1 protein-coding gene is annotated in these 1,658 nt (G+C 43.5%); it reads left to right on the top strand.

The features are described 5' to 3' along the window. The first annotated feature begins 77 nt into the window (after positions 1 to 77). Positions 78 to 1,529 (top strand): IS1182 family transposase, encoded by a 1,452-nt coding sequence (locus tag LRL21_RS44570; RefSeq protein ID WP_240422180.1) that lies wholly within the window; start codon positions 78 to 80, stop codon positions 1,527 to 1,529. Positions 1,530 to 1,658: the final 129 nt, after the last annotated feature.

Raw genomic sequence — 1,658 nt, 5'->3', positions numbered from 1 at the left:
TCTTCAAGAAAGTTGAAGAGCCTGTACCTTTTTTGCCGTATAATTGAGTCATCTTAAAAAAGCGTGGGTGAGAGCGGATGATTCGGCAACAACAAACCTTAATTCTAAGTCCTTATGCAGCACTTTATGACATCGTTGTACCAAAGGACAATATGCTCCGTAAAATCAATGAATGGTTGGATTTCACTTTCATATACGAAGAACTAGAAGCAAAATACTGCTTAGACAACGGACGTAATGCCATTGACCCCATTCGTATGTTTAAATATTTGCTGCTTAAAGCCATCTTTGAGTTATCTGACGTGGACATTGTCGAGCGCTCTAAATACGATATGTCGTTTAAATATTTCCTTGGTATGGCACCAGAAGATACGGTAATCAACCCGAGCTCCCTGACGAAATTTCGCAAATTGCGGCTAAAGGACATGAATCTACTCGACATGCTTATTGGTAAGACGGTTGTGCTCGCTGTCGAGCAAAATATCCTGAAGAGCAACTCTATTATCGTTGATGCTACGCATACGAAAGCACGCTACAACCAGAAATCCCCGCAAGAAATTCTACAAGACCAAGCGCGGAAATTGCGAAAAGCTGTCTACACCATGAATGAATCAGCTAAAGTCAAAATGCCAGTAAAGAACACAACCAACGTACTTGAAGACGAGATCGCGTATTGCCAGAAGCTCATTCACTTCATCGAAACGGAGTCTGGTATCGCACAAGTGCCGAAAATTCTAGAGCCGCTTAACCTGCTGAAAGAGACCGTAACGGATGACGTCGAGCAACTTCGTCTGGCAACTGACCCCGATGCACGTGTGGGACACAAGAGCGCGGACTCTGCTTTCTTCGGCTACAAAACGCATTTGGCCATGACCGAAGAACGAATTATTACGGCAGCTGTCATTACGACAGGCGAAAAGAATGATGGCAAGCAACTGGAGAGGCTAGTTGAAAAAAGTAAAGCGGCAGGCATGCAGGTCAAGACTGTCATCGGCGATACCGCGTATTCCGAGAAGGATAACATTGTGTACTCGAAAAATAACGACATTGAACTTGTATCCAGGCTTAATCCCAACATCACACAAGGCACCAGAAAAAAAGAAGACGAGTTCTTTTTCAACAAAGATGCGGGGATGTACGTATGCAAAGCTGGTCATATGGCGTTCCGAAAGGCACGTCAGGGAAAGAAGGATCGCGGCAAAAACCAGAGAGATACCTACTATTTTGACGTTGAGATATGCAAGAAATGTCCACTGAAAGAAGGCTGCTATATAGAAGGGGCCAAGAGCAAGACCTACTCCGTGACCCTTACATCTGATGCGCACTCCGAACAAATGTTATTTCAAGAAACGGAGTATTTCAAAACAAAGGCAAAGGAACGCTACAAAATTGAAGCAAAGAATAGCGAACTCAAACATGCACACGGGTACGATGTCGCCACATCCTCGGGTCTATTTGGCATGCAGTTACAAGGCGCAATGGCTATATTTGCAGTGAATCTCAAGCGAATATTAAAATTAGCGGATTGAAAATGTAAGGAAAAATCCCCGAAAAGACCAAAAAAAGAAGACATCTCCCTCAAAAAAAGCGGGGTAGATGTCTTCGTTCATTTTGATCTTACCGCCGAAGAAAAAAACAGTAAGTTCTTCAGTGGCCTT

This window comes from Paenibacillus periandrae, assembly GCF_022458865.1.
GTDB lineage: Bacteria > Bacillota > Bacilli > Paenibacillales > NBRC-103111 > Paenibacillus_S > Paenibacillus_S periandrae.
The sequence above is the reverse complement of the archived record's forward strand: the minus strand, read 5'-3'. Positions and strand labels throughout refer to the sequence as shown.

Excerpts from the sequence above, each read along its gene's own strand:
- LRL21_RS44570 (WP_240422180.1), top strand. The coding sequence starts at position 78 with ATGATTCGGCAACAACAAACCTTAATTCTAAGTCCTTATGCAGCACTT.